The organism is Mucilaginibacter sp., from assembly GCF_965200995.1.
Taxonomy (GTDB): domain Bacteria; phylum Bacteroidota; class Bacteroidia; order Sphingobacteriales; family Sphingobacteriaceae; genus Mucilaginibacter.
This window is the reverse complement of record NZ_OZ241743.1, coordinates 3,359,991-3,375,177: the sequence shown is the minus strand read 5'-3', so window position 1 is coordinate 3,375,177 and position 15,187 is coordinate 3,359,991. Positions and strand designations below refer to the sequence as shown.

Annotated in this window: 10 protein-coding genes; 5 read left to right on the top strand and 5 right to left on the bottom strand. The window is 48.7% G+C overall.

Annotated elements, in window-relative coordinates:
- Positions 1–19: 19 nt before the first annotated feature.
- From ACY652_RS15725 to ACY652_RS15710, 4 genes are all read right to left on the bottom strand, one after another.
- Positions 20–2,413, bottom strand: coding sequence for a TonB-dependent receptor (locus ACY652_RS15725; RefSeq protein ID WP_462265336.1), 2,394 nt, complete (start codon positions 2,411–2,413; stop codon positions 20–22).
- A 231-nt stretch (positions 2,414–2,644) separates the two neighbouring features.
- Complete coding sequence (locus ACY652_RS15720) at positions 2,645–3,160, bottom strand: DUF4142 domain-containing protein (protein ID WP_462265335.1); 516 nt, start codon at positions 3,158–3,160, stop codon at positions 2,645–2,647.
- Between the two features lie 24 nt (positions 3,161–3,184).
- Positions 3,185–4,186, bottom strand: a complete 1,002-nt coding sequence (locus tag ACY652_RS15715; RefSeq protein WP_462265334.1) for an SDR family oxidoreductase — start codon at positions 4,184–4,186, stop codon at positions 3,185–3,187.
- 104 nt (positions 4,187–4,290) lie between these two features.
- Positions 4,291–5,454 (bottom strand): Gfo/Idh/MocA family protein, encoded by a 1,164-nt coding sequence (locus ACY652_RS15710; protein WP_462265333.1) that lies wholly within the window; start codon positions 5,452–5,454, stop codon positions 4,291–4,293.
- A 224-nt stretch (positions 5,455–5,678) separates the two neighbouring features.
- Between ACY652_RS15710 and ACY652_RS15705 the strand changes: the two genes are divergently transcribed.
- Positions 5,679–8,018 (top strand): S9 family peptidase, encoded by a 2,340-nt coding sequence (locus ACY652_RS15705; protein WP_462265332.1) that lies wholly within the window; start codon positions 5,679–5,681, stop codon positions 8,016–8,018.
- 84 nt (positions 8,019–8,102) lie between these two features.
- Here ACY652_RS15705 and ACY652_RS15700 read toward each other — a convergent pair whose 3' ends face one another.
- On the bottom strand, positions 8,103–9,053 hold the full coding sequence (locus tag ACY652_RS15700; RefSeq protein ID WP_462265331.1) for a Smr/MutS family protein: 951 nt from the start codon (positions 9,051–9,053) through the stop codon (positions 8,103–8,105).
- A 177-nt stretch (positions 9,054–9,230) separates the two neighbouring features.
- Here ACY652_RS15700 and ACY652_RS15695 point away from each other — a divergent pair, with 177 nt between their 5' ends.
- The 4 genes from ACY652_RS15695 to trxB all read left to right on the top strand — a co-directional run bounded on the left by ACY652_RS15695 (position 9,231) and on the right by trxB (position 15,012).
- Positions 9,231–9,884, top strand: coding sequence for a phosphatase PAP2-related protein (locus ACY652_RS15695; RefSeq protein ID WP_462265330.1), 654 nt, complete (start codon positions 9,231–9,233; stop codon positions 9,882–9,884).
- A 147-nt stretch (positions 9,885–10,031) separates the two neighbouring features.
- Positions 10,032–11,813 (top strand): thiamine pyrophosphate-requiring protein, encoded by a 1,782-nt coding sequence (locus ACY652_RS15690; protein ID WP_462265329.1) that lies wholly within the window; start codon positions 10,032–10,034, stop codon positions 11,811–11,813.
- A gap of 314 nt (positions 11,814–12,127) precedes the next feature.
- Positions 12,128–13,621 carry a malate:quinone oxidoreductase gene (locus ACY652_RS15685; RefSeq protein ID WP_462265328.1) on the top strand — a complete coding sequence of 498 codons (1,494 nt, stop codon included), beginning with the start codon at positions 12,128–12,130 and terminating at the stop codon, positions 13,619–13,621.
- A 428-nt stretch (positions 13,622–14,049) separates the two neighbouring features.
- Positions 14,050–15,012: a thioredoxin-disulfide reductase gene (gene trxB / locus ACY652_RS15680; protein WP_462265327.1), complete on the top strand. Its 963-nt coding sequence runs from the start codon at positions 14,050–14,052 to the stop codon at positions 15,010–15,012.
- Positions 15,013–15,187: the final 175 nt, after the last annotated feature.

The following is a 15,187-nucleotide window of genomic DNA, read 5'->3' as shown; positions in this document are numbered from 1 at the left end:
ATGGTATGCTTGTATTAATTTATTTAGAAATGAAATACCTGACCTTTACAAAAAAGGCCCTGCCCGGCTTTTGCAAAAGATAGTTATCGTAGAGATCGTTGTTGGTAAAATTCCGGCACTCCAGCGCCACATTGTAGCGGCCGCTTCTGATGGCATAATTGGCAATCAGGTTATGGGCCACCTGGGTGGGTATTGCATCGGTGTTGCCCGAGCCCAGCTGGTTGGGCGTGAGGTAATATTTCTTTGTGTAATTTACACTGTAGTTAATATCAAGTGTGTTCCTGTCGCCGCCAACCCTGCTGAACACGTAACCCACGTTGGCATTACCGAACAGGTAGGGTATATTAGGCAGGCGGTAGCCGTAATTTAAGTTAGGCGAAATGGTGGTACCCTGAAAATTGGTGCTCGAAAACGTTTTCTGCCGATCAATAATACTTTGGTAAGTGGCATTTACATCCGCGTGTAAGCGGTTCTTCCATGAGTATCGTATTGCACCCTCAACGCCGTTAGTCTGCACAGGGCCAATATTGGTATATGGCCTGTTTATTGGGGAGGTAATGAACGGATCAAGACGTATGAAGCTGAATATGTTCCTATATATATAACTGGCTTCGATAGTGATTTTATTTACCCCAGAGTTAATCGAATAAATAGCGCCTAAATTAACATTGTCGCTCTTTTCGGGTTGTAAATTTGGATTTCTGCGTATCTCTATCCCATTTCCCAACAGTTCAATCGCTTCGGGCAGGCGGTAAGTATGCTCAAATGATGCTTTGGCTTGTAGCTGCGGCAGTATGAAGTAACCGGTGGCTATGCCATAGCCATAATAATTTTTGTTAGTGGATACCTTCTGATAATCTGCAACACCTGTACCATTACTTACCGATTCTGATGATTGCGCATTGTAAACAAACATCTTTGTAAACACGTTGGCTGTAAACCGGTTAAACGTTTCCTGTAATGACAGGCCAACTATTTGTTTACTCAGCTTTTGAGGATAAAGGTATACCGGGTTTGCTGCATCTTCAATATCGCTCGATTTACGGCTAAAGTTGGAAGTAGTGTAATTTAATGCAAATCTATGATGCTCATTAACGGTATAAGTTAAATTGGTATTCGTCAGCGCTTCATTATCACGGTCCTTACGTTGCGATCTTTGTTGCTCGGCAGTACTTGAGGGTACAGTTTGCTGCAGCCAGTTGTACCTTACATGCGCCGTATCAATAAACTGGTTACGGGTCATGTTGTAGGCACTGTACAGGCTTAAGTCGAGTCCTTTTACAAATAAATCTGTCTTTTTGTATTTCAGTGTGGGGATGATAGAATGTGAGTTTGAAGTTCTTGCGCCGAAAACCTGATTCATGGTTACGCCGGTTTGTATGTCCTTGTTGTTTCCGGCGGCAATCAGTCCGACCAGTAGTTTATCTGCATATTTCTTACCGGTTACGCCGGCTTCCACCTGCGCTCCTATGGACTGGTATCCGTCATGAAAACGTTTTACTTCCTGCAGGGCGCCCTGCTGGCCGGTAACAAGGTCTATGGGTTGTACCTTAACTTTATAATCGTTATCAGAATAATTGTAAAACGCATTGGTACGTACCGTAAAGCCGGTATTTACATTGGTATAAGCATGGTTTAAGGAGGCCCGATGGGTGTTGAAGGAACCGTAGCTGTAAGAGGCATCCAGATAATTAGGATTGCTGCGGGTAACAATGTTAACGGCACCGCCCAAAGCATCAGCGCCCAGGCTGATGGGAACCACCCCTTTGTAGACCTCCACGCGCTCGGCCATGTTTGCCGGAAAGTTGTTCAGCGTTAGCGACGGGCCGAAATTATCCATCGGTATACCATCTAAAAAGAATTTCACCTGCCGCCCGGTAAAGCCATTCAGCGAAAAGGTAAAGTTGGCGCCTAACCCGCCGTCTTCCCTCACCCGCACGCCTGAAGTGCGGTTCAGTACCTGGTTGATATCAATGTTAAGGTTGTACTGCGATTTCAGGTCAACCACATTAACCTGAAAGCCCTGGTTTTTGATTTGCCGGCTTTGTGTTTCTCCCTGTACCTGCACCTCCTGCATAGCCGAAGCGCTCACCAGCCTTAGGGTCCCGGCATCCGCATTGGCGTTTGCGGCTACCTGTACCACTTGGTTTATACTTTTATGGCCTACAAACGTTACCACCAACGTATGGGTACCCGCATTGGCGGCCAATGTAAAATTTCCATCGGCGTTGGTAGACGTATGGCGCGACGTCCCCTTGATATAAATGGTAGCCATTACTACCGGGCTGTTATTTTCATCAACCACCTTACCGGATATACTGCCGCTAACGGTTTGCCCAATAGCAGTACTTAAAGATGCACCTAAAAGCAGTACAGATAACAGTAAGGTTTTGAAGAAGTAATTTTTAGCCACGTATTCTCAGTTGTGATTAATTCCGCAGCAAATATAGATAAATATGTTATAGTTTATAATTAATCTAAATAAGATTAAGGATTAATTGCAGATATAAAATCAGACCCGTACTAAAAAAGTCCCGGTGGTAACCGGGACTTTTTTAGTAGATAACAATGCGTAAAAGGCATGCTTTAAAGTAAAAGCATCCTTTAAACCGGATTTTTCAACAGCTTACTACGTGTAGCAATATTACTTTGCAACATCCTTAATTTCTTTATCGATGTTTTTGATACTGGCCAAGTGCTGCTTCAGTGTGGGCAGCGTTTGCTGCGCAAAAGCTTTCACCTTTGGATCTTTCCCCTTTACGGCATAGGTTTGAAACAACAGTACCGTTTGGCGGTGCCCAGGCTCCATCATGTGCACATACACCCGGTCGAAATCTTTACCCGAAGCTTTAGCAAGCATCGGGTCGGGCACCGGCGTACTGGTAGCCTCCGGCGGTACCTGGTACCCGCCGGCCTTTGCCAACTGCATCAGCGTTTCCTGCGCCTTGCTATGGTCGGTAACCATACGGTTTCCGAACGCTTTTACATCGGCACGGCTGGCTTTCTGAGCAGCCAGCTTACCGGCGCTTATTTCCTGCAGGCCCGAAATACTGGCATGTGTAATGAAATGTAAGGTAGCGGTATCGGGGTTAGCGGTTTGCGCCATAGCTGCTAATGCGCCAATGCCGGAAAATAACAGGCTTAAAATGAGTTTTTTCATAGATGTATAAAGTTTAATAATTGATTATGGCTGCCCTACGCCGCCTGCTGCACCATAGATTTGCCCGTTGGCAAAGCTGGCATCGCTGGCAGCCAGCTGTACATATATAGAGGCCAATTCGGCCGGGGTACCGGGCCTGCCGAATGGTGTCCAGCTGCCAAACAGTTGCTGCTTTTCGGGCGTGGTGCCCCCGCTTACCTGTAATGCCGTCCAGATGGGGCCGGGTGCCACACCATTCACCCGTATGCCTTTCGGCCCTAACTGTTTAGCCAAAGATTTTACATAATTCATGGTGGCGGCCTTGGTTTGTGCATAGGCGTACAACCACGGGTCGGGATTGTAAGCCTGCTCCGAAGTAGTGCCGATTATGGCCGAGCCGGGCGGCAGATGCGGCAACGCCTCCCTGATGATCCAGAAGGGCGCATAAATATTGGTCTTCATGGTGGCATCAAATTCCTCGCTGGTTACGTCCAGTATCGAACTTACGGCCTGCTGCCGGCCGGCATTACTTACAATAATATCCAAACCTCCCAATTCGGCCAGCGCCTTTTGAACCAGGCTTTTGCAAAAGGCCTCGTCGCGCAAATCTCCCGGAATAGCTACAGCCTTACGGCCTTCTTTCCTGATCAGGGCAATCACCTCGCGGGCATCGGGTTCTTCGGTAGGATAATAATTGATGGCCACATCGGCGCCTTCGCGTGCATAGGCAATGGCTGCCGCCCGGCCCATACCTGAATCGCCGCCGGTAATCAGCGCTTTACGCCCGGCCAAACGTCCGGAGCCTTTGTAGCTGGTTTCGCCGCAATCGGGCACCGGGTCCATCTTGCTCTGCAAACCCGGCCAGGGCTGGGGCTGACTTTTAAACGGAGGTTTCGGGTACTTGTCTTTGGGGTCTTCCAGCGCCGGAATGGCCGATGCCTGGTCGCCTTTTGCAGTAGCAGCCAACACAGGCGAAGCTGCCGCAGCCGCCAGCGTGGTTGTTAACCCGGCGACAGCCTGCCGCCGGGATATTTTATCGTTGCTCATCTGGGTGGTTAGTTGTTAAATTAATAACTAACTACCCGATAATAGGTTTGCGATGATTAACTTATAAGATAATTTATTTAGTATTTAGCAGATTGGCTTTTAAACTATACTTCAAATTTCGTCCATTTTACATCAGAAGCATTGCTCTTCACCACGTTCTCAATAAACGCCATTCCGCGTATACCCTCGTTTACGGACGGATAATCCAGCCATTCCTTAGCGGGTTCTGTACCGTCTATACGCGCGGCAAGCGTATGTAAAAAATTGCGGTACAAGTTACCAAAGGCTTCCAGGTAGCCTTCGGGGTGGCCGCCAGGTGTACGGGTGTTCTGCGTAGCGTAGGTAGACAGGTACCCATAGTTACCACCGGCGCGGAAAATCTCGGCCGGCTTGTCCAGCCATTTTACCAGCAGTGTGTTCGGTTCCATCTGGTGCCATTCCAGGCCACCCTTTTCACCGTAAACCTTTATCTTCAGGGCATTCTCCTCTCCTGCCGCCACCTGCGAGGCTATGAGCACACCGGTAGCACCGCTCTCAAAGCGCAACAGCACGGCACCGTCATCATCCAGTCCGCGGCCTTCCACCACAATGTTCAGGCTGGCGCAAAGCTCGGTGATGTGCAGGCCGGTAATGTACTCGGCAAGGTTGGCCGAGTGTGTGCCAATATCGCCCATGCTGCCGCTCTTGCCCGATTTTTTAGGGTCGGTACGCCATGCTGCACCGGCATTGCCCTCGCGCTCGGTTAAGGTGCTCAGCCATCCCTGCGGATACTCTACATATACCTTTCTTACTTTACCCAACGCACCTTCGGCCACCATTTGCCTGGCCTGCTTTACCATCGGGTAACCGGTGTACGTATGTGTTAACAGCAGCAACAGGCCGGTTTCTTCTACCTTTTGCTTTAACTGCTTGGCTTCATCCAGGGTAAGTGAAATGGGCTTCTCCACCACCACATGAAAACCATGCTCTAAAGCCAGCATGGCCGGGCCGAAGTGGGCAAAGTTAGGCGTAACAATGGTTACAAAATCCATACGGTCGCCTTCGGGCAGTTTGCTTTCGGCCAAAATCATTTCCTCATAATTGGTATAGGTGCGCTCCTCAGGCAGGAACAAAAGCTTTCCGCTTTCCTTCGCTACTTCAGGGTTTACGCTCAGTGCGCCGCAAACCAGTTCGGCAAGGCCGTCCATATTGGCAGCAATGCGGTGTATAGCGCCAATAAAGGCGTCTTTTCCGCCGCCGATCATTCCCATTCTGAGTTTTCTGTTCATAATATATCTATGGTGTTAAATAGAATATTGGGTTAATTTTATTTTACTGATTATAAAATTTGAAGCAACGATTTTTTTACGACAACCACAAAATTAGCTTCAAATTATTTCAATGCCGCTCTTTTGCACAAATGGACGGTAACAACATTGCAGATATACGGCTGTGATTTGGCTTTGTTGAAGTTAGTTTATACATTTAGCCATCAACAATTTAATTCTTCTGCATGAACAAACAACTACTCATAACGGCTGCTATGGCGATGGCCCTCGGGGCGCAGGCGCAGGTGAGGCAAACCCTCAATCCAACAAATTATGCCAACGCCGAACGTTTGCTGGGGTACAATACGGAACCCCTGATTGACCACAGCAGAGTAAACCCGAACTGGCTGGGGGGCGATAGTTTCTGGTTCAGGGATATGACTGCACAGGGCAGCGAATTTGTGTTGGTGAATGCAGCAAAGGGAACCCGGCAAGCCATATTTAACCATGAGCAGCTGGCCACTGCATTATCGGCAGCCACTGGTAAAACGTATACGGCTGACCGGCTTCCGTTCCAGACACTCAGCTTCTCGCCCAATGAAGATGCCGTAGTGTTCAGGGCCGATAACAAGCAATGGCGGTATCATCTGAAAAATGCGCAGTTAAGTTTAGACAGTACGCAGATACAGCCTAACCGTATGGGTGCGGGCGGCCGCCGCCGTATGAGCAATGGCAACGAAGTATTATCGCCGGATGGCAAGCGGGCGGCTTATATCAAAGAGGATAACCTGTGGGTGCGCGACGTACAATCGGGCAAGCAAACGCAGCTTACTACCGATGGCATAAAGGATTTTGGTTACGCCACCGATAACGCCGGCTGGAAACACAGCGATGCGGCGATACTGCGCTGGTCGCCCGACTCTAAAAAGCTAGCTACCTTTAAGCAGGATCAGCGCAAGGTGGGCGATATGTACCTGGTATCAACAAATATCGGCCATCCGCGCCTGGAAGCCTGGAAATACCCGTTGCCCGGCGACGAGAACATTGCCATGATACACCGGGTAATTATCGACGTTGACAATGCCAAGATAACAGAGTTGCAAATAGCGCCCGACCCGCACCGTGCTACCTTAAGTGATGATATCTCAAGCAGCGGCACGTTTGACGATGTGGACTGGAGCAGCGATGCCACACAACTGGCCTTTGTATCTACCTCGCGCGACCATAAGCAGGAAAAGGTACGCATAGCGGATGCGGCTACCGGCAAAGTACGCGAGGTATTTGAAGAAACCGTGCCTACGCAATATGAATCCGGCTGGGATGCCATCAACTGGCGTTTCCTGAACAAGAGCAACGAGATCATCTGGTTTTCGGAACGCAGCAACTGGGGGCACCTGTATTTATATAATGCTGCCACCGGAAAGGTAAAGAACCCGATTACCAAGGGCAACTTTGTAGTTACCCAATTGGTTAAGGTGGATGAAAAGAATCGCATGGTCTACTTTATTGCGGACGGACTGGAAAAGGAGAACCCTTACTTCAGCCAGTTGTGCAGGGCAGGTTTTGACGGTAAGCATTTTACCGTACTTACCCCCGAAGCAGGCAATCATCAAATTACCTTCTCCCCTGCACAAACCCATATTCTTGATACCTATTCAAAGCCTGATGTGCCACCGGTTACCGTACTAAGGAATTTGAACGGAAAGATAGTAGCAACGGTGCAAAAAACGGATGTTTCGCGCCTGGCGGCTACCGGCTGGAAACCGGTTACCCCCTTTAGTGTGAAGGCGCACGACGGTAAGACCGATATTTACGGGCTGATGTTTACCCCTACCCACCTCGACCCCAATAAGAAGTATCCTGTTATCGATTACATCTATCCCGGCCCGCAGGGCGGCAGCGTAGGCAGCTGGTCTTTCTCGGCCTCACGCGGCGACAACCAGGCGCTGGCCGAACTTGGCTTTGTGGTGATTGCCCTGGAAGGCACCAGCAATCCGCTCCGCTCCAAAAGCTTTCATGATATGAGTTACGGCAACATGGCCGATAATACGCTGCCCGACCAGGTAACCGGCATCCGTCAGCTGGCGGCAAAATACGGCTATATAGATACCACCCGCGTAGGTATATGGGGGCACTCGGGCGGCGGCTTCGCCACAGCCGCAGCCATGTTCCGCTACCCCGATTTCTTTAAGGTAGGCATCTCCGAGTCGGGCAACCACGAGAACCGCAATTACGAGGACGACTGGGGCGAGCGTTACGACGGCCTGATTACCGCTTCTGATTATGATAAGCAGGCTAACCAGAACTACGCCAAAAACCTGAAAGGCAAGTTGATGCTGGCGCATGGACTGATGGACGACAATGTACCGCCTCAAAATACCTTACTGGTAGTGGAAGCGCTGGAAAAAGCCAACAAGGATTATGATTTGGTGATATTCCCTAACAATGCACATGGTTACGGCCAGTATTCATACTACATGATGCGCCGCCGCTGGGATTACTTTGTGAAGTATCTCTTAGGTGCCGAACCGCCCAAAGAATATCAGCTCAAACCACAAGCTGATCCGCGCAACGCGCTGAGGTAACATAAAAAGGGATGACCCGAACAGGTCATCCCTTTTTATGATAGCCATATGTTCAATTAAACCCGTATGGCTGTCCAACCGTTTTTACTTCAACATCACCTTTGTGGCCCCGTATCCGAATTTTTCCTTACGTGCATCCATAAAGGTTTTTACTTTGGGGTTCTTTCCCAATTGCTTATGCAATTCGTGGCGTAAGATGCCGTTACCGGCGCCATGAATAAAGGTAATTTCGGGTAACTGGTGTACAATGGCGGAATCCAGCGACTTTTTGAACCAGGTAAGCTGCATATTCAGTATTTCGCTGCCGTTAAGCTGCTGATAGTTGCTGTCCAGCTTTTCAATGTGCAGATCAACCTCCGAATGCGGCTTTGTTACCTCAACTTTTTCTACCGGGGATTTATAAAAGCTTTCCTTTAACTGCTGCGGATCAATCACCAGCTCCGGCTCGTCCAGCCGGAAGAGCCATCCGGCTTCTTTCAATACCGGCAGCGTCTTTTTGGGATCAGCAAAATCTTTAGCTTTAAACTTTTCATTCCAGGTGATCGCCTTCGGCATGGCTGCCGGCCTCGAAGCGTAAGGCAGTACCTGCAATAAAAATTGCGGCCACAACTGCACATCAGCCAATTGGCCTGAATAAATCTGCGCCTGGCCTTTCGCTGCTACCGTACCCGCATATTCACCTTTTAAGGTTTGATCTTTTTGGGTGGTAAGCGTAGCAAACAGTTGATACGAGGTTTCATTGAGGATATAAAAATGTACAACAGAGGGTGCCTTCTTGTCGGGCGCCACTCCCAGATAGATACCCTTTTCAATGAACGCCCCTGCAGCCGGTATATCGGCGCCTGTTTCGGCTCTGCCGTTGGCTTCACCCTCCGCCCGGTGCCCGTGTACATGAGTTACCTTACTTGCCAGCACCGGGATCTCGAAATCATCATTACCGGTTACGCCTATCATCTGCTCGTCAATAATGCGGGTTACATAGCCCTCATAGTTTTCATCAACAAACCTTACAAAATCTCCTAATTTATATTTCATCGCCTTATTATCCAGTTAATTTACAAAGCTAAGCTTTAATCATATTCTTCAATCACACTCCTTATAAACACCGGCGCACCGCTATAGTGTTAATCTTAACTTAATCATGACATCAGAATTATTTAACATTTACCCGAAACTTTTTAAATTTGCCCACCCTAATAATCAGATACTTCTGTGCAGCAAAATAATACCATCAACATCAGGCAAAACTGGAGGAGCGTATGGAACTCAGCACTTCACCGGCTTTTAACCATTTGGGGATCTGTGCTTTTAGCGATTGTGCTTTCCATACTGCCTTACTTTTTCCAAAATATTGAGCACCGCCAGGGCGGCATCCAGCTTAACGATTATATACTTGATGCGCTGCCATCGGTAAATGTGTCGCCCTTTATCTTTATGATCATTTGGGGTTTCGCTGCCTTAACCATGGTGAGGGCTGTTGGTAAACCTATTATATACACCAAATACATCTGGCTATACAGCTTTGTGGTCATCAGCCGTATGATTTCTATTTCGCTGGTGCCGCTGGCGGCCCCGGCACGTTTGGTTGAACTGGTGGACCCGCTAACCGGTATCTTCTACGGTCATGCGGTGATCACCAAAGATCTGTTCTACTCCGGCCATGTGAGTACGATGGTGTGTATGGTGCTTTGCCTTGAAAGAAAGACCGAAAAATGGCTGGCTATTGCAGGCACTGCCATAGTTGGCGTATTGCTGCTGGTACAGCATGTGCATTACACCATTGATGTTATTGCTGCACCGGTTATTGTATTCGCCTTGTTTAAGCTTACCCAGAACCTGCTGTTTAAACCTGCACCGCAGGACTGATAGCTGCAACCCTCCCCGATATTTAAACCGCCGGAACTTACAGGTTCCGGCGGTATTCATTTATGGTATGTTATGCAAACAAAGCTATTTACTCATAGTTAAAGTAATACGATTAATCGGTAGTTGTATTTTTTAATACTTATACTCATGAGCAAAACAGTAAGCGATTTTATTATAGAGCGCATGTACGAATGGGGCGTTAACCGGGTATTCGGTTATCCCGGAGACGGTATCAACGGTGTAATGGGCGCTTTACGGCGTGCGCAGGACAAGATTGATTTTATTCAGGTATCGCATGAAGAAAATGCCGCTTTTATGGCCTGCGCCCATGCCAAGTTTACCGGCGAAGTAGGCGTTTGCATATCCACATCAGGCCCGGGAGCGATACACATGCTCAACGGGTTATATGATGCCAAGCTTGACCATCAGCCGGTGGTAGCCATTTTAGGGCAGCAGGCGCGCATGTCGATGGGTGGCGAATGCCAGCAGGAGGTAGACCTGGTAAGCCTCTTTAAAGATGTGGCGCACAACTACGTGCACATGGTAACCGACCCGAACCAGGTACGCCATGTAATTGACCGCGCGATACGTATTGCCAAAGCCGAACGTACGGTAACCTGTGTAATTTTACCCAACGACGTGCAGGAGCTGGCCGCTGTAAAAGAGCCGCCGCACACGCATGGTAGTGTACATACCGGCATTGGCTTCAGCGTTGAAAAACCCGTACCCCCGCAAAGCGAGTTACAAAAAGCGGCCATCGTGCTTAATGAGGGTAAAAAGGTAGCCATATTGGCCGGTGTGGGTGCCGCCGGCGCGCCGGAGGAGTTAAAAGAAATTGCTGAACTTCTGGGTGCAGGTATCGCCAAGGCGTTATTAGGCAGGGCTATTTTACCCGATGACTTGCCCTACTCCACCGGGGCCATTGGCCTGCTGGGCACCAATGCCAGCTGGGAGCTGATGAGCGAATGCGATACCTTGCTGATGATTGGCACCGGATTTCCGTATTCTGAATATTTACCGAAGGAGGGCCAGGCCAGGGCGGTGCAGATTGATATTGACCCTAAAATGGTAAGCCTGCGCTATCCTACCGAAGTTAACCTGATCGGCGATAGTCAGGCAACCCTGAAAGCGCTTGTCCCGCTGATTATCCGTAAGGAAGACCGCAGCTGGCGCGAAAAGATTGAGAAAGATGTGGCCGACTGGAACAAGGTGGTAGAAGCCAAGGCCGAGGTAACCGCCAATCCGCTTAACCCGCAGAAGGTGGTGCAGGAACTGTCTTCCCGTTTACCAGACCGCTGTATCATTACGGCCGATTCCGGTTCATCAGCCGGCTTTTTTGCCCGTAACTTAAAGCTGCGGGAGGGTATGATGGCTTCGCTGTCGGGCACCCTGGCTACCATGTGCCCTGCGATACCCTACATTACCGCTGCCAAGTTTGCCTACCCCGACCGCGTGCCGATAGCCATCATCGGCGATGGCGCTATGCAGATGCTCGGCATTAACGGACTGATTACCATTGCCAAATACCGTAACCGCTGGCGGGATCAGCGCATGGTAATCCTGGTACTGAATAACCGTGATCTCAACTTTGTAAGCTGGGAACAGCGGGTAACCAGCGGCGACCCGGAATTTAGCGGTTCACAGGACATCATCGATTTTGCCTACGCAAAGTACGCGGAACTGTTAGGTTTGAAAGGTATTAAGATTGACAAGGTAGAAGAAATTGGCCCGGCCTGGGATGCCGCCTTAGCCGCCGACCGGCCATGTGTGATTGAAGCCATGGTTGACCCTTCGGTGCCGCCACTGCCGCCTCATATTACTGCCGACCAGATGATCAAATTTACCGAGGCGCTTTTAAAGGGTGATGCTAAAGAATTCAGTTTGATTAAGCAGACCTTTAAAGATATGCTGCAGGAAGTTTTGCATTAACACTACTGCAAAACCCCGGGGGAAAAACGGATTAAAGCAGTAAAAATGCGTATAAAGACTGCTTTCGTCCGTTTTTCCCTTATCAAAGCTGAAAAACATTGGGCTAACGGTGATAACTCAAATTGTTACATTTAATCAATCAAACTAATCACTGTTTTTTCATAAAAATTAACAAACTTTAGCGCATCATTTATCTCGGATAACTACCGGCGGTATGCTGCAACAAATACCTGTATCAGGGAGTTAACAGATAAAGGCCGATGGTTCTGCATAACTGATACGCCGAACTCAGGCAACCCGTTTTTACCATACTAATGAGCACAACAAATTCAACTACATCAACAGATGTTGTATTAATAGGCGCAGGTATCATGAGCGCCACTTTGGGTGTTATACTCAAACAGCTTCAGCCTGATCTTACCATTGATATTTATGAACGCTTAGACGAAATTGCCGCCGAAAGCTCTGATGCCATGAACAATGCCGGCACCGGCCACTCCGCGTTTTGCGAGCTTAATTACACTCCCGAACTACCTGACGGTACCGTTGACATTACCAAGGCCATCAAGATTGCCGAGCAGTTTGAAGTATCCAAGCAATTCTGGGCATTTTTAGTGGAACAGGGGTTTATTTCATCACCGAAGGATTTCATCAGCCCCATCCCTCACATGAGTTTTGTTTGGGGCGACGAAAATGTTACGTACTTAAAGAAACGCCACGAAGCCCTGATACAGCATCACCTGTTTAGCGGAATGCAGTATGCAGATAATGCCGAACACCTGAAAGAGTGGATGCCATTAGTAATGGATGGCCGGACACCCAACGAAAAAGTGGCGGCTACACGTATGGATTTAGGTACCGATGTAAATTTCGGTTCACTCACTGCGCTGCTGCTGGATTATCTGAAGCAGAAGCCAGGCGTAAACATTTACCTCAACCATAATGTGAGTAACCTGTGGCGCAACAAAGACCAGAGCTGGCGGGTAAGCGTTAAAAACAAGGCTACCAATGAGCGCAGGCGCTTAAATACCAAATTTATATTCATCGGCGCAGGCGGCGGTGCTTTACCCCTGCTGCAAAAATCAGGCATTCCCGAAAGTAAAGGCTTTGGCGGCTTCCCGGTGAGCGGCCAGTGGCTGGTATGCCATAATGAGCAGGTGATTGCCCGCCACCAGGCCAAGGTATATGGCAAGGCTTCGGTAGGTTCGCCGCCAATGTCGGTACCTCACCTGGACACGCGGATGATCAACGGCAAAAAGGCGCTGCTATTCGGCCCCTATGCCGGTTTTTCCACCCGGTTTTTAAAACATGGTTCCCTGCTGGACCTGTTCACCTCTATACAGCCCGATAACCTATACCCGCTGGTTAAAGCAGGTATTGATAACATTCCGCTAACCAATTACCTCATCAGCCAGGTTATGCAATCGCCGGAAGACCGGCTGGCTGCGCTGCGTGATTATTATCCCGAAGCTAAACAGGAGGACTGGAGCCTGGATATTGCCGGCCAGCGTGTGCAGGTGATAAAGAAAGATGCCAAACGCGGCGGCGTACTGGAGTTTGGTACCGAAGTGGTTACCGCTGCCGATGGCAGTATTTCTGCCCTGCTGGGTGCATCGCCGGGCGCTTCCACCTCCGTGCCCATCATGATCCAGCTGATTGAGCGTTGCTTTAAAGAACAGGCCAAATCGCCGGAATGGCAGGCTAAACTGAAACAGATGATCCCGTCCTACGGTCAGTCATTAGCCAAAAATGCAGCGTTAAGCGAGCAGCAAAGAAATCGTACGACTGAGGTATTACAGCTTGCCTGACAGCGAGTTGTACTATCATTACCCAAATGCAGGAACAGTGCAGGGCAGCGGCTGTAAAGTTATCCTGTAACCTAACGGGAAACGGTGGCTAAAACCGCAACTATCTTGGGAGATTTGTGAAAAGTCTCCTTTAATTTCAGCCGTTCAATGAGGTTGAACTTACGGCACAAGAAAAGTATAGTTAATATCAGCATATGGTCGGCTTATTTTGTCACAGCTTTATTACGCAATATAGCTATTATAGTTACAAAAGAAATGATTACGGCTTATTTATTTCCGGCTGTTACGGTACACTGAAGCAAACTGCCTGATTGAGCCGGGCGGAAACTTTAAGCCTTGCATCCGGGCAAACTATCACACGCTTTTGACATTTCAAACTTGCCTTATCACCCTCAAAACGTTAAGTTTGCGCTTCAATTCTCACGCTGATGTCTCAAGAAACTGAACACGTACAATGCCTGATCATCGGGTCGGGACCTGCAGGATATACCGCTGCGATTTATGCGGCCCGTGCTGACTTAAAACCCGTATTGTATACAGGTATGCTGGCCGGCGGACAGCTTACCCAAACCACTGATGTAGAAAACTTTCCCGGTTATCCGAAAGGAATTATGGGCCCGGAGATGATGGAGGATTTTCGTGCACAGGCTGAACGCTTTGGCACCGATATCCGCTTTGGCTATGTAAGTTCGGTTGATTTCAGCAGTATGCCGCATAAAGTGCTTGTAGACGAGGTGAAAACTATTTTAGCTGATACGGTGATCATCTCTACCGGCGCTTCCGCCAAATGGCTGGGATTAGAATCGGAAATGAAATATAACGGCTTTGGCGTATCGGCCTGCGCCGTTTGTGATGGGTTCTTCTTTAAAGGCCAGGATGTAGCCATTGTAGGTGCAGGCGATACGGCTGCCGAAGAAGCTACCTATTTAGCCAAGCTTTGCAGAAAGGTGTACATGCTGGTTCGCCGGGATGAATTTCGCGCCTCCAAGGCAATGGTAACCCGCGTACAGCATACCCACAATATTGAAATCATCTACAATACTGATACGCAGGAAATTGTAGGCAATAATACAGGCGTAACCGGCGTAAGGATACTCAACAATAAAACGCAGGAAGAAAAGGTACTGGATGTAACCGGTTTTTTTGTAGCCATCGGCCATCACCCGAACACCGACATTTTTAAGGGCTGGCTGGATATGGACGAAACAGGCTATATCAAAACTCAACCCGGTACTACCCATACCAATATTGAAGGGGTATTCTGCTGCGGCGATGCCCAGGACAATGTATACCGTCAGGCGGTAACCGCTGCCGGAACCGGCTGCATGGCCGCACTTGATGCGGAACGCTGGCTGGCCGCACGAGAAGCTGAAACCGAAACGGTAGTTTAGGTTTACCTTATATAAAGTAGCATTTAAAAGCCACCCTTTAACAGGTGGCTTTTTTTAGTTAACCACTTATTTTTTACATCTTGCAGCTATGCCTGTGAACAAAATCGTCTAAATTCACGGCTTTGAAACAGCGCGTGCAATAAGCGAAGCAAAAACCTGTGGATTACATCCACTT